Raw genomic sequence first — 22,028 nt, 5'->3', positions numbered from 1 at the left:
AATTCCATGGACACCAAACTGCTCGATATTCTGGCCTGCCCGGTCTGCAAAGGTCCGCTCAAGCTCAGCGCGGACAAGACCGAACTGATCAGCAAGGGTGCCGGCCTGGCCTACCCGATTCGCGACGGCATCCCGGTGATGCTCGAAAGCGAAGCCCGCACCCTGACCACCGACGAGCGCCTGGATAAATGACCACCGCCTTTACCGTTGTCATTCCGTCGCGTTTCGCCTCGACGCGCCTGCCCGGCAAGCCGTTGCTGTCGATCGCCGGCAAGCCGATGATCCAGCATGTCTGGGAGCAAGCCAGTAAAAGCAGCGCCCAGCGCGTGGTGGTGGCGACTGACGATGCGCGCATCGTCGAGGCCTGCAAAGGCTTTGGCGCCGAGGTCGTGCTGACGCGCGAAGACCATAATTCCGGTACCGATCGCCTGGCGGAGGTCGCGGCGAAGCTCGGTCTTGCCGCCGACGCGATCGTGGTCAATGTACAAGGTGACGAGCCGTTGATCCCGCCGAGCGTGATCGATCAGGTCGCCGCCAACCTCGCGGCCCACACCGAAGCGCGCATGGCCACCCTGGCCGAGCCGATCGAGGATGTGCAGACCCTGTTCAACCCCAACGTGGTCAAGGTGGTCAGCGACCTCAATGGCCTGGCGTTGACCTTCAGCCGTGCGACGTTGCCTTGGGCGCGGGATGCATTCGCCCAAGGTCGCGACGTGATGCCACAAGGCGTGCCGTACCGTCGTCACATCGGCATCTACGCCTACCGCGCCGGCTTCCTCCAGGACTTCGTCGCCTGGGGCCCGTGCTGGCTGGAAAACACTGAAGCCCTGGAACAGCTGCGAGCGCTGTGGCATGGCGTGCGGATCCATGTCGCCGATGCGTTGGTGGCCCCGCCGACCGGTGTCGACACCGCCGAAGACCTCGAGCGCGTTCGCCGCCTGCTGGAGGCCTGATGCGGGTTCTGTTCGTCTGCCTCGGCAATATCTGCCGCTCGCCCACCGCCGAAGGCATCTTGCGCCACAAGTTGCGAGAGGCCGGGCTGGCCGGGCAGGTGGAAGTCGCTTCCGCCGGCACCGGTGACTGGCATGTCGGCAAAGCCCCGGACAAGCGCAGCCAGGCGGCGGCCTTGAAGCGTGGCTATGACTTGTCGGCCCAGCGCGCGCAACAGGTGACGCGCGCCGATTTCGCCGCTTATGACCTGATCCTGGCGATGGACAGCAGCAACCTGCGCAATCTCCAGGCCCTGCAACCGGCCAATGCCAAGGCCGAGCTGGATCTGTTCCTGCGGCGCTACGAAGCCGAACTCGATGACGTGCCGGATCCGTACTACGACGGCGAGCAGGGCTTCGAGCAGGTGTTGGACTTGATCGAGCGGGCCACCGATCGCCTGGTGATCGAATTGAAGGGGCGGTTATGACCTGGCAGGTACGGGCGGGCGTCAGCCTCAAGCCCTTCAACAGTTTTGGCGTGGACGTCAGCGCCCGGTTGTTCGCCGAAGCCCACGACGATGAGGATGTCCGCCAGGCGCTGGCCTATGCCAGGGAGCATGCCGTGCCGTTGCTGGTGATCGGCGGCGGCAGCAACCTGTTGCTGACCGGCGACATCGACGCCTTGGTGCTGCGCATGGCCAGCCAGGGGATCCGCTTGCTCAGCGATGATGGCCAACGGGTGGTGATCGAGGCCGAAGCCGGGGAACCCTGGCATCCCTTCGTCCAACATACGCTGGCGCAAGGTTGGTCGGGCCTGGAAAACCTCAGCCTGATTCCCGGTACCGTAGGCGCGGCACCCATGCAAAACATCGGCGCCTATGGCGTGGAGATCAAGGATGTCTTCGCCGGCCTCACAGCGCTGGATCGCCAGACCGGCGAGCTGAGGGACTTCACCCTTGAAGACTGTCGGTTTGCTTATCGCGACAGCCTGTTCAAACAGCAAGCGGGTCGCTGGTTGATCCTGCGGGTGCGCTTTGCCCTTAGCCGCGCCGCACACTTGCATTTGGAGTACGGCCCGGTCCGCCAGCGATTGACCGAACAGGGCATCGATCAGCCGACGCCCACGGATGTGAGCCGGGCCATTTGCAGCATCCGCAGCGAAAAACTCCCCGACCCGGCCATGCTTGGCAATGCCGGCAGCTTCTTCAAGAACCCACTGGTGCCGGCCACGCACGTGGCGTATCTCAAGCAGCAATACCCTGATCTTGTGGCTTATCCACAGCCCGGAGGGCAGATGAAAATCGCCGCCGGCTGGCTGATCGAACGGGCCGGCTGGAAGGGGGTTCGCGAGGGTGATGCCGGGGTGCACAAGTTGCAGGCGTTGGTGCTGGTCAACTACGGCAATGCCACGGGCCCGCAACTGTTGGACCTGGCCCTGCGCATCCAGAAAGACATTGCCGAACGTTTCCAGGTCGAGCTGGAAATGGAGCCCAATCGGTACTGAGCGCGGCGGGAGCAAAGCTTGCTCGCGATCAACTGACAACGCCCTGCCACAATCACGCACAGATCATTTGTGCAGGATTGTGCAGGGCGTTTTGCTTGATCCTGGGTTAATTTAGTTCGCTAACGATGCGATCATCGCATCCTAAAGGCCCGATGCAGACGCCTGCGTGCGCCGGCATAAGAGAGCCCGATCAGCCTGAGCCAGTCTGCGACAACCGACCTGTTACCTAAGCGGCAGATTGCTCGACCCCATAACTCGATCACTATGCGGGCGTGCCCATGATTACCCTGAAACTCAATGGAAAAGACCATCAACTGGATGTGACCGAGGACATGCCGCTGCTGTGGGCTATCCGGGATGTGGCCGGTTACAACGGCACCAAGTTCGGCTGTGGCCTGGGCCTGTGTGGCGCCTGCACCATCCACATCGACGGCGCCCCGGCGCGCAGTTGCATCACACCCATCGGCTCGGTGAAAGGGCAGGACGTCAGCACCATCGACGGGCTTCATGCCGACCCGGTCGGGCAAATCGTCCAGAAGGCCTGGCTCGACACGGCGGTGGCCCAGTGCGGTTACTGCCAGGGCGGGCAGATCATGTCCGCCACCGCATTGCTCAAGACCAACCCCAACCCGAGCGATGAGCAGATCGAAGAAGCCATGGTCGGCAACATCTGCCGTTGCGGCACGTATAACCGGATCAAGACCGCGATCCGCCAGGCTTCCACTCACCTGAAGGAGGCCAAGGCATGAGCCGCTTGCCCGATGATTTCGTGCTGAGCAACCTCAGCCGCCGTGGTTTCCTCAAGGGTGCGAGCGCCACCGGCGTGCTGGTGCTGGCGGCGACGTGGGGCCTGTCGGATGCCTTTGCCGAGGAAAAGAAATTCGGCGCCGAGGGCATGCCCCATGGCGCGGTCGACGACCCGAAGGTGTACGTCAGCATAGCCACCGATGGCAGCGTGACCGTGGTCTGCAACCGTTCGGAAATGGGCCAGGGCGTGCGCACCAGCCTGAGCATGGTGGTCGCCGACGAACTGGACGCTGACTGGGCGCTCGTCAAGGTCAAGCAGGCGCCGGCCGATGAGGCGCGTTTCGGCAACCAGGACACCGACGGTTCGCGCAGCATGCGTCACTGGTACGAGCCGATGCGCCGTTGCGGGGCTGCCGCCCGGACCATGCTGGAACTGGCCGCTGCCGCACAGTGGAAGGTCCCGGTGGGTGAATGCCATGCCCAACTGCACAAAGTGCTGCACCAGCCGTCGGGACGTGAACTGGGCTATGGAGAGTTGGCCGCCGCCGCCAGTGCCTTGCCGGTGCCGGCCCGTGACAGCTTGCGTCTCAAGCAGCCAGCCGAGTTCCGCTACATCGGCAAGGAAGCAAGCCGGGCCATCGATGGCGCGGACATTGTCAACGGTCGTGCGGTGTTTGGTGCCGATGTGCATTTCGACGGCATGCTCTATGCGGTCATCGCGCGTCCGCCGGTCTATGGCGGCAAGGTCAAGAGCGTGGACAGTAGCGCGGCGCTGAAGGTACCGGGCGTGGTCAAGGTGGTCCAGATAGAGGCACGTCCGCTGCCCTCGGAATTCCAGCCATTGGGCGGCGTAGCAGTGGTGGCGAAGAACACCTGGGCGGCGATCAAGGGCCGCGAGGCGCTGAAAATCCAGTGGGACGACGGCCCGAATGCCGGTTATGACTCCATTGCCTATCGCAAGGAACTGGAAGCGGCCGCCCTCAAGCCTGGAAAAGTCGTGCGCAGCAGCGGTGACCTCGACGATGCGCTGGCCAAGGCTGATTCGACGTTGGAGGCGTCGTATTACTTGCCGCACCTGTCCCAGTCCCCCATGGAACCGATGGTTGCGGTCGCCCGGTTCAAGGACGGCCAATGCGAGGCTTGGGCGCCGAGCCAGGCGCCGCAGGTGACCCGTGAACGTGTCGCCGAACGCCTGGGGATTCCTTTCGAAAAGGTCACGGTGAACATCACGTTGCTGGGCGGCGGTTTCGGACGCAAGTCGAAACCCGACTTTGTCGTCGAAGCGGCGGTCCTCGCCAAGGAATTTCCCGGCCAGGCAATACGGGTGCAATGGACCCGCGAGGACGACATTCATCACTCGTATTTCCATACTGTATCGGCCGAATACCTCAAGGCCGGCCTGAACCAGGACGGTATGCCGTCCGGTTGGCTGCACCGCACCGTAGCGCCGAGCATCACCGCACTGTTCGCACCGGGCATGACTCACGAGGCGCCGTTCGAAATAGGCATGGGCGTGACCAACATGGCCTACGCCATTCCCAACCTGCGTCTGGAAAACCCCGAAGCGGTGGCCCATGCCCGGGTGGGCTGGTATCGCTCGGTGTCGAACATTCCTCACGGCTTCGCAATCCAGAGCTTCATTGACGAACTGGCCCATAAAGCCGGCCAGGATCCGCTGAAGTACCAGGTCAAATTGCTCGGGCCGGATCGTAAGATCGATCCGCGTACCTTGAGCGAAGAATGGAACTACGGCGAATCCCCCGAGCGTTACCCGATTGATACGGCGCGGATCCGCACGGTGCTGGAAACCGCCGCGCAGGCCGCCGGTTGGGGCCGGAAGCTACCCAAGGGCCGTGGCCTGGGGCTGGCGGTGCACTACAGCTTCGTCACCTACGTGGCGGCGGTGCTCGAGGTGGAGGTCAAGGACGATGGCACGGTGATCGTGCACAAGGCGGACATCGCCGTGGACTGCGGCCCGCAGATCAACCCCGAGCGCATCCGCTCCCAATTCGAAGGCGCCTGCGTCATGGGCCTGGGCAATGCCATGGTGGGAGAAATCAGTTTCAAGGACGGCAAGGTGCAGCAGGACAATTTCCATATGTACGAAGTGGCGCGCATGTCCCTGGCGCCCAAGGAAGTGGCCGTGCATCTGGTCACGCCGCCGGGTGAGGTACCGTTGGGGGGTGTTGGCGAGCCGGGCGTGCCGCCGATTGCGCCGGCCCTGTGCAACGCGATTTTCGCCGCCACCGGCCAGCGTATCCGTAACCTGCCTGTGCGTTATCAGCTGCAAGGCTGGCAACAGGCCAAGGCCTGATGGACAGCGTCGATCTGAATGTCCTGCGCAGCGTGCTCGAGTGGCGCCGCGCCGGGCAGCGGGTGGTGTTGTTCACCGTGGTCCAGACCTGGGGCACTGCGCCAAGGCCGCCGGGGGCGATGCTGGCCCTGCGCGAAGATGGCGTGGTGATCGGTTCGGTGTCGGGCGGTTGTGTCGAGGATGACCTGATTGCCCGGCTGCACGACGGCCGTATTCCGGCGGACGGTCCACCGGTGCAACTGATCACCTATGGCGTCACCCGCGAAGAAGCGGCGCGATTCGGCCTGCCGTGCGGCGGCACCCTGCGCCTGACCGAAGAGCGGGTGGGCGATCCGCAGTGGGTCACCGAACTGCTGGAGCGCTGCGAAGCCCATGAAATTGTCGCCCGTGAACTGACGGTCGCCAGCGGCAACGTGGTCCTGACCCCGGCCAGCAAGACCGACGTGCTGGTGTTCGATGGGCAGGTGCTGCGGGCCATTTACGGCCCGCGTTGGCGGTTGCTGTTGATCGGTGCCGGGCAATTGTCGCGCTACGTGGCGGAAATGGCTCGGCTGCTGGACTTCGAAGTGCTGATCTGTGATCCGCGCAAGGAGTTCGTCTATGGTTGGGAGGAGCAGCATGGGCGCTTCGTCTCGGGGATGCCCGACGAAGCCGTGTTGAGCATCCAGACCGACGAGCGCACGGCCATTGTGGCGTTGACCCATGATCCACGCCTGGACGACATGGCGCTGCTCACGGCCCTGGACTCCAAGGCGTTTTATGTCGGCGCCCTGGGTTCGCGGGTCAACAGCCAGAAACGCCGGGACAACCTGGCTCAGCTAGGCTTGTCTGCGGAGGCGATTGACCGCTTGCATGGGCCGATCGGCTTGCACATCGGCAGCCACACCCCGGCGGAAATCGCCTTGTCGCTACTGGCCGAAATCGTGGCCATCAAGAACGGCGTGGAACTGCGGCAGAAAAAAACGCTGTAAGCCGTGGGTAAGGAGGGCGTATGAGCGAGTCGATTGGCGTGATCATACTGGCGGCCGGAACGGGCAGCCGTTTTCGCCGGATTGCAGGCCCCGGCAAGGATAAATTGCTCGCCGATTGCACTGGGCGTGACGGTGCCGTGCGTTCGGTGATCGAGCACGTGTTGGTGAATCTGCCAGCCTTCCTGGAAAGGCGCGTGCTGGTAGCGCGCAAGGACCGGCCGCAAGCCATTCGCATGGCCCAGGCCTATGGCTGCGATTTTGTGGAGCTGGACTCCCCTGGCTTGGGCGACAGCATTGCCGCCGGTGTCCATGCCTGCCCTGAGCTTGATGGCTGGCTGATGGTGCTGGGCGACATGCCCTTCATCCTGCCGTCGAGCATCGAGCAGGTGGTGGCGGCGATTCGCGCGGACGGCATCAGCGTGCCGGTCCTGGCCGGTGAGTATGGGCATCCGGTGGGGTTCGGTGGTGAGTTTGGGCCGAAACTGATGGCATTGACCGGCGATCGGGGGGCCAAGGTGTTGTTTGCCGGGGCGCAAGTGGTCGAAGTGCCGGTGGACGACCCTGGCGTGACGTGGGATGTCGATGTGCCAGAGGCCCTGGTCTTCAAATAACAGGCGACGCGGAACCCAGTGGGAGCGAGCTTGCTCGCGAAAGCGGTCTGACTTCAGCATTGAGGCAAGCTGACCCGGCGCCATCGCGAGCAAGCTCGCTCCCACATTGGATCTTCAGTGGGCTAAGTCTTGTGCCTGGTTCCAGTCCCCTGTGGATAAGTCTGAAGGCATAAAAAAGCCCCGCCTGGGGTTACCAGGCGGGGCTTTTTACTGGGCGGTGGAATCAGGCGTGAGGTTTAGGCTCGTGCTCTTTTTCCAGGGCTTCAGGGTGACGCGGCGCGATTTCTTCAGCGGTGTGCTGAGGTTCGTCGAACGTCGGAGCTGATTCAACCGGGGTTTCGGCGACCGGGGCAGGGGCTGCCTCGGCGACTTCTTCCACGACTGGAGTTGGCTCGGCAGCAGGCGCTTGAGCGGCGGCAGCGGCAGCTTGTTCGGCTTCCTTCTGCAGACGCTCGGCTTCACGCTTGCGACGACGCACTTCACGTGGATCGTTCGGTGCACGGCCATTCGCGGTCAGGGCGCTGGCAGGTGCAGGCTCTTCCACCGGGGCAGGGGCTTCGGCAACCACCGGCGCCTCGACCACTGGAGCAGGCTCGATCACTTCTGGCTCGACCGCTTTCACGGGCTCTGGGGCCGGCTCAGGCTCGACAGCAGGTGCCGGTGCGGCTGGCTCGGCGGCCCAGTTGAACGCAGTCTGCTCTTCGCGGACAGGCTCTGGTGCCTTTTCCTCGGCCGGTGCTTCGACGACCGGTTCGGCAGTAACGATTGGAGCCTCGACGACCGGTGCAGGCTCGGCGGCGACTTCGGCTTCAGGCTGGGCGTCATGGGCCGGTGCGAGTTCCACTTCTGGCGAGGCGGTGGCTTCTACCGGGGTGGTGGCTTCGACCACAGGCGCTTCGACCGGCGCGCTTTCCACCGCAGCGGTGGCACGTTCGGCTTGTTCGTGAGCCTGGGCTTCAGCCGGGGCACTGATCGCGCTGCTGGCAACGGCCGCTGTCACGGCCAGGCCGGCGGCCAGGTCCGCGGCGCTTGGCGCTTCGGCGTTCTCGGTGGATTCGGACTCTTCCGAACCTTCGATCACGTTGCCGTTGGCGTCGCGTTGACGTTCACGACGGTTGCTGCGACGACGCTGGCCACGGGAGCGGCGGCGTGGACGATCGCCTTCGGCGGTGTCCTGGCCATCTTCCTGCAACTGCTCTTCGGCGTTCAGCACTTCTTCTTCGCTGGCAGCGGCGGCTGCCTGCTCGGCGCGTGGCTGGCGTTCTTCACGTGGAGGACGCGGTGCGCGTTCTTCACGAGGCTGGCGGGCTGGACGCTCTTCAGCGGTGGCGGCAGCCACAGCCGGGGCGGCATCCAGTGGCTCGCGCAGTTCACGAACACGTTCTTCGCGCTCGCCACGTGGCTTGCGGTCTTCACGCGGTGCGCGTGGCTGACGTTCTTCGCGCGGCGGACGCGGTGCGCGTTCTTCGCGGGCTACGGCTGGCGCTTCCTCACGGGCTTCGCGCGGCTGGCGTTCTTCACGCGGCTCACGTGGTGCACGTTCTTCACGCGGTGCACGTTCTTCGCGAGGCTTGCGCTCTTCATCGCGACGACCGTTGCGGTTGCGGGTCTGCTGGCGGCCGTTGCGGCGTTCTTCGTTGCGGGCAGGACGCTCGGTAGCGGCAGGCTTGGCGACGACGGCCGGGGTAGCGGGTTCTTCCTTGGTGGCGAACAGGCTGACCAGCGACTTCACCAGGCCTTTGAACAGGCTTGGTTCGGGGGCTGCGGCCGGGGCGGCAACCGGAGCGGCCACTTCGGTCGGAACCGGAGCGTTGGCGCGGGCCGGAGCAGTCTTGACCGCGGCTTCCTGGCGAACCAGGGTGCGAGTGGCGGCGGCCGGCTGGACTTCTTCCACTTCGGCGGCGGCAGCAGCGATTTCGTAGCTGGACTGGTTGGTGTGGGCTTCCGGACTGTCATCGCGCAGGCGCTGCACTTCGAAGTGCGGTGTCTCGAGGTGATCGTTCGGCAGGATGACGATGCGGGCGCGGGTGCGCAGTTCGATCTTGGTGATCGAGTTGCGTTTTTCGTTGAGCAGGAACGCCGCCACCGGGATCGGCACCTGGGCGCGAACTTCGGCGGTGCGGTCTTTCAGGGCTTCTTCTTCGATCAGGCGCAGGATCGCCAGGGACAGCGACTCGACGTCACGGATGATGCCGGTGCCGTTGCAGCGCGGGCAAACGATGCCGCTGCTTTCGCCCAGGGATGGACGCAGGCGCTGACGGGACATTTCCAGCAGGCCGAAGCGCGAGATGCGACCGACCTGTACGCGGGCGCGGTCGGCTTCCAGGCATTCACGGACCTTTTCTTCCACGGCGCGCTGGTTCTTGGCCGGGGTCATGTCGATGAAGTCGATGACGATCAGGCCGCCGATGTCGCGCAGGCGCAACTGACGGGCGATTTCCTCGGCCGCTTCAAGGTTGGTCTGCAGGGCGGTTTCTTCGATGTCGCTGCCTTTGGTGGCGCGGGCCGAGTTGATGTCGATGGACACCAGGGCTTCGGTCGGATCGATGACGATGGAGCCGCCGGACGGCAGTTCGACGACGCGCTGGAAGGCGGTTTCGATCTGGCTTTCGATCTGGAAACGGTTGAACAGCGGAACGCTGTCTTCGTAGAGCTTGATCTTGCTGGCGTACTGCGGCATCACCTGGCGAATGAAGGTCAGGGCTTCGTCCTGGGCTTCGACGCTGTCGATCAGCACTTCGCCGATGTCCTGGCGCAGGTAATCGCGGATGGCGCGGATGATCACGTTGCTTTCCTGGTAGATCAGGAACGGCGCGGAACGATCCAGCGAGGCTTCTTTGATGGCGGTCCACAGTTGCAGCAGGTAGTCGAGGTCCCACTGCATTTCTTCGCTGCTGCGGCCCAGGCCGGCAGTGCGCACGATCAAGCCCATGTCGGCTGGCGCGACCAGGCCGTTGAGGGCCTCGCGCAGTTCGTTGCGCTCTTCGCCTTCGATGCGGCGGGAGATGCCGCCGGCACGCGGGTTGTTCGGCATCAGGACCAGGTAACGGCCGGCCAGGCTGATGAAGGTGGTCAGGGCGGCGCCCTTGTTGCCACGTTCTTCTTTTTCCACCTGGACAATGACTTCCTGGCCTTCGCTCAGGACGTCCTTGATGTTGACGCGGCCTTCAGGGGCCTTCTTGAAGTATTCGCGGGAGATTTCTTTGAGGGGCAGGAAGCCATGGCGCTCGGAGCCGAAATCGACAAAGGCAGCCTCAAGGCTTGGTTCGATGCGAGTAATCCGGCCTTTATAGATGTTGGCCTTCTTCTGCTCGCGTGCACCGGATTCGATATCCAGGTCGTAGAGGCGCTGGCCGTCTACCAGTGCAACACGCAACTCTTCGGGTTGAGTTGCGTTAATCAGCATTCTTTTCATGTAGTACCGTCGGTTTCCGGGCTGCCGGAAACGGCGTTCGGCACACACGACTTCTCACGGTCGGTGTCAGGTGCGTCCTGGAGATGGCGAGGCCATTCCAGTGTCCAGCGAGTTCGGCCCAATGATGGCGAAGTCGCGACGGACGCGTCCTGCTTGCTGGTACTCAAGCACTCAGTCAGGAGGAGGAATCAACCGGCGTCTGTGGACGAGATGAAGCGTCTAAATATAAGCCTAGTGCTACACAGTCCGACGGTTGTACGTCTCCACCCTACACGTATCCCTGATAATTCGGGTGCTGCCGCGCGCAGAATCCGCAGCGGGTTGGCATTTACCGTGAGCTCCGGAAGGGGAGGTCACGCATCATGGCTAATTTAGGCGTTGTTTCCGAAGCTCTCGCTCGGGGTCGTTCGCAGCTGACTGCACTTTGTGAACTGGCCGTGAATGTGGCGCGCAAGGCGAGTCAAAACTCTGCTTTGCGGCGTATTTCAGGCCTCATGTCACCTGCGCTCGTTACACCTGAAAACTCTACCGTTACGTAGCGAAAGCCCCGTAGGACGGCCTCTCGTCCTCGTGAATTGCGTTGGTCAGGGCCGGTTTTTGACCGCTGGTCCACTGTCCAGCCACTTTTGGCGGCGTTCGCGACTATAGCAGCAATGATTAAGTGCTTCAATTCCATAAAAAATTGTTATGATCGCCGCCATGACAACTACTGCCCCTTCGACCCCTGGCGTTCAACTGCTCGAGGTCTCGCCGGAATATGCCGGCCAAAGAATCGATAATTTCCTGCTGGCCCGGCTCAAAGGCGTGCCCAAGACCTTGATCTACCGCATTTTGCGCAAAGGCGAAGTGCGGGTGAACAAAGGTCGGATCAAGCCCGAATACAAGCTCCAGGCCGGTGACATCGTGCGCGTGCCGCCGGTTCGCGTGCCCGAGCGCGATGAGCCGGTGCCCTTGGCCCAGGGATTGTTGCAACGCCTTGAAGCCTCGATCGTCTACGAAGACAAGGCCCTGATTGTGATCAACAAGCCCGCGGGCATTGCGGTTCACGGCGGCAGCGGCCTGAATTTCGGTGTGATCGAAGCCTTTCGTCAGTTGCGTCCGGACGCCAAGGAGCTGGAACTGGTCCATCGTCTCGACCGCGACACGTCCGGCCTGCTGATGATCGCCAAGAAGCGCAGCATGTTGCGCCACCTGCACGAGCAATTGCGCGGCGACGGCGTCGACAAGCGCTACATGGCGCTGGTGCGTGGCCGCTGGGAAACCTCCATCAAGCAAGTGCGTGCGCCGCTGCTCAAGAGCAACTTGCGTTCCGGCGAGCGCATGGTCGAAGTCAATGAGGAGGGCAAGGAGGCGCTGACGGTGTTCAAGGTATTGCGCCGTTTCGACGACTTCGCCACCTTGGTCGAGGCCAAGCCGGTGACCGGGCGCACGCACCAGATCCGCGTCCATACCCTGCACGCCGGCCACTGCATCGCCGGTGACAGCAAATACGGCGATGACGATTTCACCAAGGAAATCCGCGACCTGGGCGGCAAACGCCTGTTTCTACACGCCTATATGCTCACCGTGCCGCTGCCCGATGGCGGCGAGCTGAAATTGCAGGCCCCGGTGGATGACATGTGGGCCAAGACCGTGGAGCGGTTGAGTGCATCCTGACTACAAATTGCTGATCTTCGATTGGGACGGCACTCTTGCCAATTCCATCGGTCGGATCGTGGAGTCGATGCATGTCGCATCGGATCGCTCGGGTTTTGCCCGATGCGACGATTTTGCGGTGAAGGGCATCATCGGCTTGGGGTTGCCGGAAGCGATTCGCAGTTTGTACCCGGAGATCGACGACGATGAGCTGGTGATTTTTCGCCAGCACTATGCCGATCACTACATTGCGCTGGAGGCCGAGCCTTCGCCGTTGTTCGAGGGCGTGGTTCATACCCTTGAAACCTTGAAGGGCGAGGGTTATCGCTTGGCGGTCGCGACCGGCAAGGCTCGTCGCGGGCTGGATCGGGTATTGAAGGCCCATGGTTGGGACGATTATTTCGATATCACCCGTGCCGCCGATGAGACGGCCAGCAAGCCGCATCCGCTGATGCTCGAGCAGATACTGGCTCATTGTGGGATGCAGTCTGCGCAGGCGCTGATGGTGGGGGATTCTTCGTTCGACCTGCAGATGGCGCGCAATGCCGGCATGGGTTCGGTGGCTGTCAGCTACGGTGCGCAGTCCATCGAGGCACTCAAGGCGTTCGAGCCGCGACTGGCGATTGACCATTTTCCTGAATTGCACGCCTGGCTGAGCCGGCGCGCCGATTAAAGTCTGTTGAGGATGCATGTATGACCGATGAATGGAAGGCACCGGCCAAGGCGAGCGCTGACAACGGTGACGAAAAAAGCTGGAAGCTGCTGGAAAAGACCCTGTTGGCCGGGGTGGAGGAACAGCGTCGTGCGCGCCGCTGGGGGATCTTCTTCAAGTGCCTGGTCTTCATCTACCTGTTTTTCGGCTTGGCGATGATTTTCCAGGCGGTTGATGGCAAGCAGAGTCCGGGAGGTGGTTCGGCCTATACGGCGGTCATCGACATCGAAGGCATGATTGCCGACAAGGAAGCGGCCAGTGCGGACAATATTATCGGCAGCCTGCGGGCCGCGTTCGAAGATTCGAAGGTCAAGGGCGTGGTGCTGCGTATAAACAGTCCGGGTGGCAGCCCGGTGCAGGCCGGCTACGTCTATGACGAAATCGTCCGCTTGCGCGCGGCGCATCCGGCTATCAAGGTCTACGCGGTGATTTCCGACCTCGGTGCCTCCGGTGCCTATTACATCGCCAGTGCGGCGGACCAGATCTATGCCGACAAGGCCAGCCTGGTGGGCTCCATTGGCGTGACGGCGGCGGGTTACGGCTTTGTCGAGACACTGGACAAGCTTGGGGTGGAGCGCCGGGTCTATACCGCCGGCGAGCACAAATCCTTCCTTGATCCGTTCCAGCCGCAAAAGCCTGAGGAAACGGCGTTCTGGCAGGGCGTGCTCGACACTACTCATAAGCAGTTCATCGCCAGCGTCAAGAAGGGCCGGGGCGAGCGCCTGAAAGACAAGGAGCACCCGGAACTCTTCTCCGGGCTGGTCTGGTCGGGCGAGCAGGCGTTGCCGCTGGGCTTGATCGATGGCTTGGGCAGTGCCAGTTCGGTGGCTCGGGATGTGATTGGCGAGAAGGAATTGGTGGATTTCACCATTGAAGAGTCGCCGCTCGATCGTTTCTCGAAAAAGCTGGGCGCCAGCATCGCTGAGCGTCTGGCGATGTGGATGGGGTTCCAGGGGCCGGCGTTGCGCTGATTGCCTTGGAGTTTCAATGCAGAGAGGCTGACAGCCCCTCTGTGGCGAGGGGATTTATCCCCGTTGGGCGCGAAGCGCCCCTTGTCGCCTCGGTGCGCGGCTCCATTGATAGGGCCGCTTCGCGCCCCAGCGGGGATAAATCCCCTCGCCACAAGTTTTGTATTTAGCAGGGGTTGCTCTCAATGCCCGGGCTTCAGGGGATTTGCACGCCCTCGGCCAGCAACATGTCCACCAGGCGAATCAGCGGCAGCCCGACCAGGCTGGTGGCGTCCGGTCCTTCGGTGCTCTGGAACAGGCTTACGCCCAGCCCCTCGGCCTTGAAGCTGCCGGCGCAATCGTAGGGTTGCTCGGCGCGCAGGTAGCGTTCGACGCGCTCTGGATCCAGGGTGCGCATATTGACGGTAAACGCAACGCAATCGACCTGGCAGGCGTCTGTCCGGCTGTTGAGCAGTGCCAAGCCGGTCAGGAACGTGACCTTGGTGCCGCTGGCGGCCAGCAGTTGTTCGCGGGCGTTCTCGAAGGTGTGAGGCTTGCCCAGGATGCGCTCGCCGAGCACGGCGACCTGGTCTGAGCCGATGATCAGGTGCCCTGGATGGCTTGGCGCCAATGCCAGGGCTTTTTCCCGGGCCAGGCGTTTGACCAGTTCGAGGGCGGGTTCGCCGGGGCGATGGCTTTCGTCGATATCAGGTGAGCTGCAGACAAACGGCAGTCCCAGGCGGGCGAGCAATTCCCGGCGATAGACTGAGCTTGAGGCGAGTAATAAAGGCAGCATGGGCATCTCCAGGAGTCGGCGACGAATTCTAGCGAGGCACGCAAGTGACGGACAGGGCTGAATTTCCTTTGACATGGCCGGGGGCATCCCTATAATGCTGCGCCTATGTTGAATGACCCGATTCCACCTCACGTTGACCCGCGCAAATTGGCTGACCGTGGCACCACCCTTCAAGGTGAGCTGCTGCTGGCCGATTTGAAGAGACTCTGCGACCCGCTTTCCGACGATGTCGGTACGGTCCAGGCCAAATTCGTTTTTGAACGAGATGAACGTAAATCTGTGGTTATCCACAGCTTTATCGACACTGAAGTCAAAATGGTTTGCCAGCGTTGTCTTGAGCTGGTCACCCTGCCGATCCACAGCGAATGCAGTTACGCCGTGGTGAAGGAGGGTGCGAATACCCAGTCGTTGCCGAAAGGTTATGACGTGCTGGAACTGGGCGAAGATCCATTGGATCTGCAGTCACTGATCGAGGAGGAGCTTCTGCTCGCCTTGCCCATTGTGCCTGCTCATCATCCGGAAGAATGCCAGCAGCCGGCGGGAGCAGATGAGCCCGAACCGAGCGAGGACGAGGTAACGCGGTCCAACCCGTTCAGTGTATTGGCGCAGTTAAAGCGTGACCCAAACGTTTAGGAGTTAATCAATTATGGCTGTTCAGCAGAACAAAAAATCCCGCTCTGCCCGTGACATGCGCCGTTCGCACGACGCTCTCGAGGCTAGCACCCTGTCCGTAGAAAAGACCACCGGTGAAGTTCACCTGCGTCACCACGTATCGCCAGAAGGCGTATACCGTGGCCGTAAAGTGATCGACAAGGGCGCCGACGAGTAATCACTTGTCCGCTCAAGTCATCGCGATTGACGCAATGGGCGGGGACTTCGGTCCCCGCAGCATTGTTCAGGCCAGCCTTGCTTGTCTGAATGCTACACCCTCGCTGCACCTGACCCTCGTCGGTCAATCCCCCCTCCTGGAAGACATGCTCAGCGGCCAATCGGCTGTGGATCGCGCGCGCCTGACGATTGTCCCGGCGTCCGAAGTCATCACCATGGACGAAAAGCCAGCCCAGGCCCTGCGCGGCAAGCCTGACGCCTCGATGCGGGTGGCCCTTGAGCTGCTGCGTGATGGCAAGGTCCAGGCCTGTGTCAGTGCTGGCAATACCGGTGCGCTGATGGCGCTGTCACGCTATGTACTCAAGACCTTGCCGGGTATCGACCGGCCCGCGATGGTGGCGGCGATCCCGACCCAGCGTGGGTTCTGTCAGTTGCTCGACCTGGGGGCGAACGTCGATTGCAGTGCCGAGCATCTGCTGCAGTTCGCGGTGATGGGCTCGGTCGCGGCTGAAACCCTGGGCATCGTGCGTCCTCGCGTGGCGTTGTTGAATATCGGCACCGAAGACATCAAGGGCAACCAGCAGGTCAAGCTGGCGGCCACGTTGTTGCAGGCTGCGCGGGGCATCAACTACATCGGCTTCGTCGAAGGCGATGGGTTGTACCGTGGCGAGGCCGATGTGGTGGTTTGTGACGGTTTCGTGGGCAATATCCTGCTCAAGTCCAGCGAGGGGCTGGCGACCATGATCGGCCAGCGCATCGAGACCTTGTTCAGGCAAAGCCTCGCTTCGCGGGTGGTCGGTGCCCTGGCGCTGCCGTTGATGCGTCGCTTGCAGGCGGACCTGGCGCCGGCGCGGCACAATGGTGCGAGTTTCCTCGGTCTGCAAGGTATCGTGATCAAGAGTCACGGGTCGGCGGGCGTGCAGGGTTTCCAAAGTGCGATCAACCGAGCGGTGATCGAGATCCAGGAGAACCTGCCGGAGCGCTTGCACGGTCGCCTCGAGGATTTGTTAACTTAGGCGTTTTCGTCCGACAATGCTTAAATGTGACCGGTCGGTTCAACCCGCCATCCAACTTTCAGTTTGCTAGCGCCCCCAGGGGCGTCAATTTTTGACGACAAGATCATTAGGGGCTTTGTTTTCATGTCTGCTTCCCTCGCATTCGTCTTTCCAGGACAGGGCTCGCAGTCCCTCGGCATGCTGGCCGAGCTGGGCGCGCAATACCCGCTGGTCCTCGAAACATTCAAAGAAGCTTCCGATGCGCTCGGCTATGACTTGTGGGCACTGACCCAGCAAGGGCCGGAAGAGCGGCTCAATCAAACCGATAAAACCCAACCGGCCATTCTCACCGCCTCGATCGCCTTGTGGCGCCTGTGGCTGGCTGAAGGTGGCGCGCGCCCGGCATTCGTCGCCGGTCATAGCCTGGGCGAATACAGCGCCCTCGTGGCCGCTGGCAGCCTGAGCCTGGGTGCCGCGGTGAAACTGGTGGAGCGTCGTGGCCAGTTGATGCAAGAAGCCGTTCCGGCCGGGCAGGGCGGCATGGCCGCGATCCTCGGCCTGGAAGACGCCGATGTACTGGCGGCCTGTGCCGAGGCGGCGCAAGGCGAAGTGGTCAGCGCGGTGAATTTCAACTCTCCGGGCCAGGTGGTCATCGCCGGTGCCAAGGCGGCAGTCGAGCGCGCCATCGAGGGCTGCAAGGCCCGTGGTGCCAAGCGCGCCATGCCATTGCCGGTCAGCGTGCCGTCGCACTGTGAACTGATGCGTCCGGCCGCCGAGCGCTTTGCCGAGTCCATCGCGGCCATCGATTGGCAGGCCCCGCAGATTCCCGTGGTGCAGAATGTCAGCGCCGACGTGGCGCCTGATCTCGAGACCTTGAAGCGTGATCTGCTGGAACAACTCTACAAGCCGGTTCGCTGGGTCGAATCGGTGCAGACCCTGGCAGCCAAGGGCGCGACCGAATTGGTCGAATGCGGTCCTGGCAAAGTGCTGGCAGGCCTGAACAAACGCTGCGCCGAAGGCGTGTCGACTTCCAACCTCAACACCCCAGATGCCTTCGCTGCCGCCCGTGCGGCGCAGGCCTGAACAGGAGAAGCTTGCATGAGTCTGCAAGGTAAAGTTGCACTGGTGACCGGTGCTAGCCGTGGCATCGGCCAGGCCATCGCCCTGGAGCTGGGTCGTCAAGGCGCCATCGTCATCGGCACCGCGACTTCCGCTTCGGGCGCCGAGCGTATCGCCGCGACCCTGAAGGAAAACGACATCCAGGGCACTGGCCTCGAGCTGAACGTCACCAGCGACGAATCCGTTGCGGCGGTGCTGGCAAGCATTCAGGAGCAGTTCGGCGCGCCGGCGATCCTGATCAATAATGCCGGTATCACCCGCGATAACCTGATGATGCGCATGAAAGATGACGAATGGTTCGATGTCGTCGACACCAACCTGAACAGTCTGTACCGGCTGTCCAAGGGCGTTCTGCGTGGCATGACCAAGGCTCGCTGGGGTCGAATTATCAGTATCGGCTCGGTTGTGGGTGCCATGGGCAACGCAGGCCAAGTAAACTATGCTGCGGCGAAGGCCGGTCTGGAAGGTTTCAGCCGTGCGCTGGCGCGTGAAGTGGGTTCGCGCTCGATTACGGTAAACTCGGTTGCACCGGGTTTCATCGACACCGACATGACCCGTGAACTGCCGGAAGCACAGCGCGAAGGCTTGTTGACACAGATTCCGCTGGGTCGTCTGGGGCAAGCTCAAGAAATCGCGTCCGTGGTCGCTTTTCTTGCTTCGGACGGTGCGGCATACGTGACCGGGGCTACAATCCCGGTGAACGGCGGGATGTACATGAGTTAAATGTGACGGATTGCTTCAAAAAAATGTCATACGAGCTGTCTAAAATCCGTTATAAAGCTGCAATCAATTTATAGACGGCGGGCCGCGGGGTTTGAGGAGTGAAGCTTTCGGTTGAAAAACCGAAAAGTTCTTCTATACACTTACCCACCGGCCAGCTGCCTGAATTTGTCCATTAGGAGTGAAAACAAGGTATGAGCACCATCGAAGAGCGCGTCAAGAAAATCGTTGCCGAGCAACTGGGCGTTAAAGAAGAAGAAGTTGTGAACACCGCTTCCTTCGTTGAAGACCTGGGTGCCGACTCCCTTGACACCGTTGAGCTGGTGATGGCTCTGGAAGAGGAATTCGAGACCGAGATTCCTGACGAAGAAGCTGAGAAGATCACTACTGTACAAGCTGCTATCGACTACGTTACCAGCCACCAGGCGTAATCGTATTCAGTCGTCGCTAGCTGTCATGGAAAAACCGCACTGCCGTCACGGCGTGCGGTTTTTTCTTTAGGCCTGATGCAAAGTCGTCATTAGAAAAAGGAGAGTGCTGTGTCGCGTAGACGCGTCGTAGTCACCGGTATGGGTATGTTGTCGCCACTGGGCACGGATGTGCCGAGCAGTTGGCAGGGCATTCTGGCTGGCCGCAGTGGCATTGGTCTGATCGAACACACCGACCTTTCTGCCTATTCCACTCGTTTTGGCGGCTCGGTAAAGGGCTTCAATGTCGAGGAATACCTGTCGGTCAAGGAAGCCCGCAAGCTTGACCTGTTCATTCAATACGGCCTGGCAGCCGGTTTCCAGGCGGTGCGTAACGCCGGCCTGGAAGTCACCGACGCCAACCGTGAACGCATCGGCGTGGCCATGGGTTCGGGTATTGGCGGCTTGACCAATATCGAAGAAACCAGCCGCACGCTGCACGATTCGGGGCCGCGACGGATTTCTCCGTTCTTCGTGCCGGGCTCGATCATCAACATGATTTCCGGTTTCCTGTCCATCCACCTGGGCGCCCAGGGACCCAACTACGCCATCGCCACGGCGTGCACCACCGGTACCCACTGCATCGGCATGGCCGCGCGCAACATCATGTACGACGAAGCCGACGTGATGATCGCCGGTGGCGCTGAAATGGCCGCATGCGGTCTTGGCATGGGCGGTTTCGGCGCGTCCCGTGCGCTGTCGACCCGCAACGACGAGCCCGCCCGCGCGAGCCGGCCATGGGACAAGGGCCGCGATGGCTTCGTACTGTCCGACGGTGCCGGTGCGCTGGTGCTCGAAGAGCTGGAACACGCCAAGGCGCGCGGCGCGACCATCTATGCCGAACTGATCGGCTTCGGCACCAGTGGCGACGCGTACCACATGACCTCGCCACCGGCCGATGGCGCCGGTGCGGCCCGTTGCATCGCCAACGCCTTGCGTGACGCGAAAATCAACGGCGAGCAGGTGCAGTACATCAACGCCCACGGTACTTCCACACCGGCCGGCGACTTGGCCGAAGCCCAGGCGATCAAGACCGTGTTCGGCGAGCACGCCTACAAGCTGGCGGTCAGCTCGACCAAGTCCATGACCGGTCACCTGCTGGGTGCGGCTGGGGCGGTGGAAGCGATCTTCAGCGTACTGGCGATCAACAGCCAGACGGCGCCGCCGACCATCAACCTCGATGAGCCGGACGACGGCTGCGACCTGGACTTCGTGCCGCACACGGCCCGCGGCATGGACATCGATGTGGTGCTGTCCAACTCCTTCGGCTTTGGCGGGACCAACGGTTCGCTGGTGTTCCGCCGGTTCGCCGGTTGATGGAAAGCTGGGTCGACGGTCATCCAGCCGACGTCCTGTCGCTGAAAGATCGCGGCCTGGCTTACGGGGATGGGTTGTTCGAGACCATCGCCGTGCGCGGTGGCAACCTGCTGTTGCTGGAGCGTCACCTGCAGCGCCTGGACGCAGGTTGCCAGCGGTTGGCGCTCAACGTCGACATGAGCGCGTTGAGCGCTGAGCTGGACGCCTACGCCCGCGACCTGGGCGACGGCGTGCTGAAGTTGATCGTGACCCGTGGCGACAGCCTGCGCGGTTATGCCGCTGATCCCTCGACGCCGGTCAGGCGCATTCTGCAAGGCAGTCCGCCGGCCGCCTATCCCGCCGTCCATGGCGACCAAGGCATTCTGCTGTTTCCCTGCACCGTGCGTTTGTCCGAGCAGCCCTTGCTCGCCGGGCTCAAGCACCTCAATCGCCTGGAACAAGTGCTGGCTCGTGCCGAATGGCGCGATCCGCAATACGCTGAAGGCTTGATGCTGGACGTGTCCGGACGGGTAATCGAAGGTGTGTTCAGCAATCTGTTCCTGGTGCGCGATGGCGTCTTGTTTACGGCGGACCTGAGCCGTTGCGGTGTGGCCGGCGTGATGCGTGCCGAATTATTGTTTCAAGCCAAGTCCCAAGGCATCGTCACGCAAATCACCGACATCAGCCTCGAACAACTGCATCAGGCTGATGAAGTCTTCGTCTGTAATAGCGTTTATGGCGTATGGCCGGTGCGCGGATGCGGTTCGGCGCGCTGGTCGGTTGGCCCGCTCACCCGTAAACTGCAGACCCTTGCCCGTGCGCTATTGGATGTTTGATTCGTGAGACGTAAATTCTTGCTGCTGCTGGAGACCGGACTGGTCCTGGCAGGGCTGTTGTTGGGTGCTTCGGCCTGGAAGATTCATTCGGCGCTGCAACAGCCGCTGAACATCACCCAGGAAGAATTGCTGGACGTGCCCAACGGGACCACCCCTACCGGAACCCTCAAGCGCCTCGAAGCCGATGGCTTGATCAAGGACGCTTTCTGGCTGCGGATCTATTGGCGCTTCAATCTCGCTGACCAGCCGTTGCACTCCGGTGAATATCGGATGGTGCCGGGGATGACGATGGAAAACCTGATCGGTGTCTGGAAGCGCGGCGAAGTGGTGCAGTACAGCGTGACGCTGGTGGAGGGCTGGAATTTCCGCCAGGTGCGCGCCGCGCTGGCCAAGGATGAGAAGCTCCAGCAGACCCTCACCAACCTGAGCGACAGCCAGGTCATGGACCGTCTCGGTCATTCGGGAGTATTTCCCGAAGGCCGGTTCTTCCCGGACACCTATCGCTTCGTGCGCGGTACCTCGGATGTCGACCTGCTGAAGAAAGCCTACGACCGCTTGGAGGACGTACTCGCCAAAGAGTGGGCACAGCGTTCCGCCGATGTGCCTTACACCTTGCCGTACCAGGCGCTGATCATGGCGTCCCTGGTGGAAAAGGAAACCGGCGTCCCCCAGGAGCGCGGGCAGATTGCCGGCGTATTCGTGCGCCGCATGCGCTTGGGCATGCTGCTGCAAACCGATCCCACGGTGATCTACGGCCTGGGCGAGCGTTACACGGGCAAGCTCACCCGCGCCCACTTGAAAGAAGAAAACCCCTATAACACCTACCTGATCCCGGGCTTGCCGCCGACGCCGATCGCGATGGTGGGACGCGAAGCGATTCACGCCGCGTTGAATCCGGCGCCGGGCAACAGTCTTTACTTTGTCGCCCGTGGCGATGGCAGCCACGTGTTTTCCGATGACCTGGAGTCGCACAACAACGCGGTGCGCGAGTTCCAGCTCAAGCGCCGTGCCGACTACCGCTCCAGCCCGGCCCCGGCCCCGGCAGCGCCGGACGAGCAGACGCCGATCCCGGCGGCTTCGCCCGACACGGCACCCGAAGCGGTGCCCCAGGTGCCGCCCCAGGTACCGACCCCCGAACCGGACGCCAGCGAGCCACCGAGCCCGCAATGACTTTGATTAAGGATCG

At 62.2% G+C, this 22,028-nt stretch carries 22 protein-coding genes; 20 read left to right on the top strand and 2 right to left on the bottom strand.

Annotated features, from left to right (window positions below; all coding sequences use genetic code 11):
• Positions 1–6 precede the first annotated feature (6 nt).
• From AB7M32_RS24515 to AB7M32_RS24480, 8 genes are all read left to right on the top strand, one after another.
• Positions 7–192: a Trm112 family protein gene (locus AB7M32_RS24515; RefSeq protein WP_003179363.1), complete on the top strand. Its 186-nt coding sequence runs from the start codon at positions 7–9 to the stop codon at positions 190–192.
• The gene (gene kdsB, locus AB7M32_RS24510) at positions 189–953 is read left to right on the top strand and encodes a 3-deoxy-manno-octulosonate cytidylyltransferase (RefSeq protein ID WP_454251644.1); all 765 of its coding nucleotides are present in this window, start codon (positions 189–191) and stop codon (positions 951–953) included. The genes AB7M32_RS24515 and kdsB overlap by 4 nt, the downstream gene beginning before the upstream one ends.
• Positions 953–1,417 (top strand): low molecular weight protein-tyrosine-phosphatase, encoded by a 465-nt coding sequence (locus tag AB7M32_RS24505; RefSeq protein WP_072406342.1) that lies wholly within the window; start codon positions 953–955, stop codon positions 1,415–1,417. The genes kdsB and AB7M32_RS24505 overlap by 1 nt, the downstream gene beginning before the upstream one ends.
• On the top strand, positions 1,414–2,433 hold the full coding sequence (murB, locus tag AB7M32_RS24500; RefSeq protein WP_454251643.1) for a UDP-N-acetylmuramate dehydrogenase: 1,020 nt from the start codon (positions 1,414–1,416) through the stop codon (positions 2,431–2,433). Before AB7M32_RS24505 ends, murB begins: the two co-directional genes overlap by 4 nt.
• Positions 2,434–2,711: 278 nt before the next feature.
• Positions 2,712–3,182, top strand: coding sequence for a (2Fe-2S)-binding protein (locus AB7M32_RS24495; protein WP_060741221.1), 471 nt, complete (start codon positions 2,712–2,714; stop codon positions 3,180–3,182).
• Positions 3,179–5,494: a molybdopterin cofactor-binding domain-containing protein gene (locus tag AB7M32_RS24490; RefSeq protein ID WP_454251642.1), complete on the top strand. Its 2,316-nt coding sequence runs from the start codon at positions 3,179–3,181 to the stop codon at positions 5,492–5,494. Before AB7M32_RS24495 ends, AB7M32_RS24490 begins: the two co-directional genes overlap by 4 nt.
• A complete protein-coding gene (locus AB7M32_RS24485) occupies positions 5,494–6,465 on the top strand; it encodes an XdhC family protein (protein WP_454251641.1) in 972 nt (323 codons plus the stop codon). The genes AB7M32_RS24490 and AB7M32_RS24485 overlap by 1 nt, the downstream gene beginning before the upstream one ends.
• Before the next feature lie 20 nt (positions 6,466–6,485).
• Positions 6,486–7,076: a nucleotidyltransferase family protein gene (locus AB7M32_RS24480; protein ID WP_454251640.1), complete on the top strand. Its 591-nt coding sequence runs from the start codon at positions 6,486–6,488 to the stop codon at positions 7,074–7,076.
• Positions 7,077–7,299: 223 nt separating this feature from the next.
• On the opposite strand, the gene rne is transcribed toward AB7M32_RS24480, so the two are convergent.
• On the bottom strand, positions 7,300–10,491 hold the full coding sequence (gene rne, locus AB7M32_RS24475; RefSeq protein ID WP_454251639.1) for a ribonuclease E: 3,192 nt from the start codon (positions 10,489–10,491) through the stop codon (positions 7,300–7,302).
• Positions 10,492–11,190: 699 nt separating this feature from the next.
• Here rne and rluC point away from each other — a divergent pair.
• The 3 genes from rluC to AB7M32_RS24460 are packed head-to-tail and all read left to right on the top strand — an operon-like array spanning position 11,191 to position 13,809.
• Entirely contained in the window at positions 11,191–12,147 is a 957-nt protein-coding gene (gene rluC, locus AB7M32_RS24470; protein ID WP_060743156.1) for a 23S rRNA pseudouridine(955/2504/2580) synthase RluC, read from the top strand.
• Positions 12,137–12,799: an HAD-IA family hydrolase gene (locus tag AB7M32_RS24465; RefSeq protein ID WP_454251638.1), complete on the top strand. Its 663-nt coding sequence runs from the start codon at positions 12,137–12,139 to the stop codon at positions 12,797–12,799. Before rluC ends, AB7M32_RS24465 begins: the two co-directional genes overlap by 11 nt.
• Before the next feature lie 20 nt (positions 12,800–12,819).
• On the top strand, positions 12,820–13,809 hold the full coding sequence (locus AB7M32_RS24460; RefSeq protein WP_454251637.1) for a S49 family peptidase: 990 nt from the start codon (positions 12,820–12,822) through the stop codon (positions 13,807–13,809).
• 193 nt (positions 13,810–14,002) lie between these two features.
• Here the strand turns inward: AB7M32_RS24460 and AB7M32_RS24455 are convergent, their stop codons facing one another.
• Positions 14,003–14,581, bottom strand: coding sequence for a Maf family protein (locus AB7M32_RS24455; protein ID WP_454251636.1), 579 nt, complete (start codon positions 14,579–14,581; stop codon positions 14,003–14,005).
• A 105-nt stretch (positions 14,582–14,686) separates the two neighbouring features.
• Between AB7M32_RS24455 and AB7M32_RS24450 the strand changes: the two genes are divergently transcribed.
• From AB7M32_RS24450 to mltG, 9 genes are all read left to right on the top strand, one after another.
• Complete coding sequence (locus AB7M32_RS24450; protein ID WP_003204262.1) at positions 14,687–15,214, top strand: YceD family protein; 528 nt, start codon at positions 14,687–14,689, stop codon at positions 15,212–15,214.
• A 13-nt stretch (positions 15,215–15,227) separates the two neighbouring features.
• Positions 15,228–15,410: a 50S ribosomal protein L32 gene (gene rpmF / locus AB7M32_RS24445; protein ID WP_003179396.1), complete on the top strand. Its 183-nt coding sequence runs from the start codon at positions 15,228–15,230 to the stop codon at positions 15,408–15,410.
• Between the two features lie 4 nt (positions 15,411–15,414).
• Positions 15,415–16,425, top strand: coding sequence for a phosphate acyltransferase PlsX (gene plsX / locus AB7M32_RS24440; protein ID WP_092168507.1), 1,011 nt, complete (start codon positions 15,415–15,417; stop codon positions 16,423–16,425).
• Positions 16,426–16,548: 123 nt separating this feature from the next.
• Positions 16,549–17,487, top strand: a complete 939-nt coding sequence (gene fabD, locus AB7M32_RS24435; RefSeq protein ID WP_072406322.1) for an ACP S-malonyltransferase — start codon at positions 16,549–16,551, stop codon at positions 17,485–17,487.
• Positions 17,488–17,502: 15 nt separating this feature from the next.
• The gene (fabG, locus tag AB7M32_RS24430; protein ID WP_454251635.1) at positions 17,503–18,246 is read left to right on the top strand and encodes a 3-oxoacyl-ACP reductase FabG; all 744 of its coding nucleotides are present in this window, start codon (positions 17,503–17,505) and stop codon (positions 18,244–18,246) included.
• 191 nt (positions 18,247–18,437) lie between these two features.
• The gene (gene acpP / locus AB7M32_RS24425; RefSeq protein WP_003175607.1) at positions 18,438–18,674 is read left to right on the top strand and encodes an acyl carrier protein; all 237 of its coding nucleotides are present in this window, start codon (positions 18,438–18,440) and stop codon (positions 18,672–18,674) included.
• A gap of 108 nt (positions 18,675–18,782) precedes the next feature.
• The gene (fabF, locus tag AB7M32_RS24420; RefSeq protein ID WP_092255817.1) at positions 18,783–20,027 is read left to right on the top strand and encodes a beta-ketoacyl-ACP synthase II; all 1,245 of its coding nucleotides are present in this window, start codon (positions 18,783–18,785) and stop codon (positions 20,025–20,027) included.
• Positions 20,027–20,842, top strand: coding sequence for an aminodeoxychorismate lyase (pabC, locus tag AB7M32_RS24415; protein WP_454251634.1), 816 nt, complete (start codon positions 20,027–20,029; stop codon positions 20,840–20,842). The genes fabF and pabC overlap by 1 nt, the downstream gene beginning before the upstream one ends.
• A gap of 3 nt (positions 20,843–20,845) precedes the next feature.
• Entirely contained in the window at positions 20,846–22,012 is a 1,167-nt protein-coding gene (gene mltG, locus AB7M32_RS24410) for an endolytic transglycosylase MltG (protein WP_454251633.1), read from the top strand.
• Positions 22,013–22,028: the final 16 nt, after the last annotated feature.

The sequence above is a fragment of the Pseudomonas sp. R151218B TE3479 genome (assembly GCF_053629195.1).
This window is presented reverse-complemented; position numbering and strand designations above follow the sequence as displayed.